Source organism: Streptococcus suis (assembly GCF_019794555.1).
In the GTDB taxonomy this organism is placed as follows: domain Bacteria; phylum Bacillota; class Bacilli; order Lactobacillales; family Streptococcaceae; genus Streptococcus; species Streptococcus suis_AB.
This window is the reverse complement of record NZ_JAIMEP010000062.1, coordinates 1-1,755: the sequence shown is the minus strand read 5'-3', so window position 1 is coordinate 1,755 and position 1,755 is coordinate 1. Positions and strand designations below refer to the sequence as shown.

The following is a 1,755-nucleotide window of genomic DNA, read 5'->3' as shown; positions in this document are numbered from 1 at the left end:
TCTTTATACCTAGCAGTATCCTGAGTACGGCGAGACACGCGAAATCTCGTCGGAATCTGGGAGGACCATCTCCCAACCCTAAATACTCTCTAGTGACCGATAGTGAACCAGTACCGTGAGGGAAAGGTGAAAAGTACCCCGGAAGGGGAGTGAAATAGAACCTGAAACCGTGTGCCTACAACAAGTTCGAGCCCGTTAATGGGTGAGAGCGTGCCTTTTGTAGAATGAACCGGCGAGTTACGATATGATGCGAGGTTAAGTTGAAGAGACGGAGCCGTAGGGAAACCGAGTCTTAATAGGGCGGATTAGTATTATGTCGTAGACCCGAAACCATGTGACCTACCCATGAGCAGGTTGAAGGTGCGGTAAGACGCACTGGAGGACCGAACCAGGGCACGTTGAAAAGTGCTTGGATGACTTGTGGGTAGCGGAGAAATTCCAAACGAACTTGGAGATAGCTGGTTCTCTCCGAAATAGCTTTAGGGCTAGCGTCGACATTGAGAATCTTGGAGGTAGAGCACTGTTTGGATGAGGGGGCCATCTCGGTTTACTGATTTCAGATAAACTCCGAATGCCAATGATTTATGGTCGGCAGTCAGACTGCGAGTGCTAAGATCCGTAGTCGAAAGGGAAACAGCCCAGACCACCAGCTAAGGTCCCAAAATAATTGTTAAGTGGAAAAGGATGTGGGGTTGCACAGACAACTAGGATGTTAGCTTAGAAGCAGCTATTCATTCAAAGAGTGCGTAATAGCTCACTAGTCGAGTGACCCTGCGCCGAAAATGTACCGGGGCTAAAACAATTTACCGAAGCTGTGGATAACACTTAGGTGTTATGGTAGGAGAGCGTTCTATGTGTGAAGAAGGTATACCGTGAGGAGTGCTGGAACGCATAGAAGTGAGAATGCCGGTATGAGTAGCGCAAGATGGGTGAGAATCCCATCCACCGTAAGACTAAGGTTTCCAGGGGAAGGCTCGTCCGCCCTGGGTTAGTCGGGACCTAAGGAGAGACCGAAAGGTGTATCCGATGGACAACAGGTTGATATTCCTGTACTAGAGTATGAAGTGATGGAGGGACGCAGTAGGCTAACTAAAGCGGGCGATTGGAAGAGCCCGTCTAAGCAGTGAGGTGTGATATGAGTCAAATGCTTGTATCTATAACATTGAGCTGTGATGGGGAGCGAAGTTAAGTAGCGAAGTTAGTGACGTCACACTGCCAAGAAAAGCTTCTAGCGATGTATCATACTCTACCCGTACCGCAAACCGACACAGGTAGTCGAGGCGAGTAGCCTCAGGTGAGCGAGAGAACTCTCGTTAAGGAACTCGGCAAAATGACCCCGTAACTTCGGGAGAAGGGGTGCTGACTTAAAGTCAGCCGCAGTGAATAGGCCCAAGCAACTGTTTATCAAAAACACAGCTCTCTGCTAAATCGTAAGATGATGTATAGGGGGTGACGCCTGCCCGGTGCTGGAAGGTTAAGAGGAGGGTTTAGCGTAAGCGAAGATCTGAATTGAAGCCCCAGTAAACGGCGGCCGTAACTATAACGGTCCTAAGGTAGCGAAATTCCTTGTCGGGTAAGTTCCGACCCGCACGAAAGGCGTAATGATTTGGGCACTGTCTCAACGAGAGACTCGGTGAAATTTTAGTACCTGTGAAGATGCAGGTTACCCGCGACAGGACGGAAAGACCCCATGGAGCTTTACTGCAGTTTGATATTGAGTATCTGTACCACATGTACAGGATAGGTAGGAGCCTA

1 rRNA gene is annotated in these 1,755 nt (G+C 49.1%); it reads left to right on the top strand.

Going from position 1 to position 1,755, the window contains the following annotated elements:
* Positions 1-1,755, top strand: a 23S ribosomal RNA gene (locus K6V48_RS11590); the annotation flags it as partial.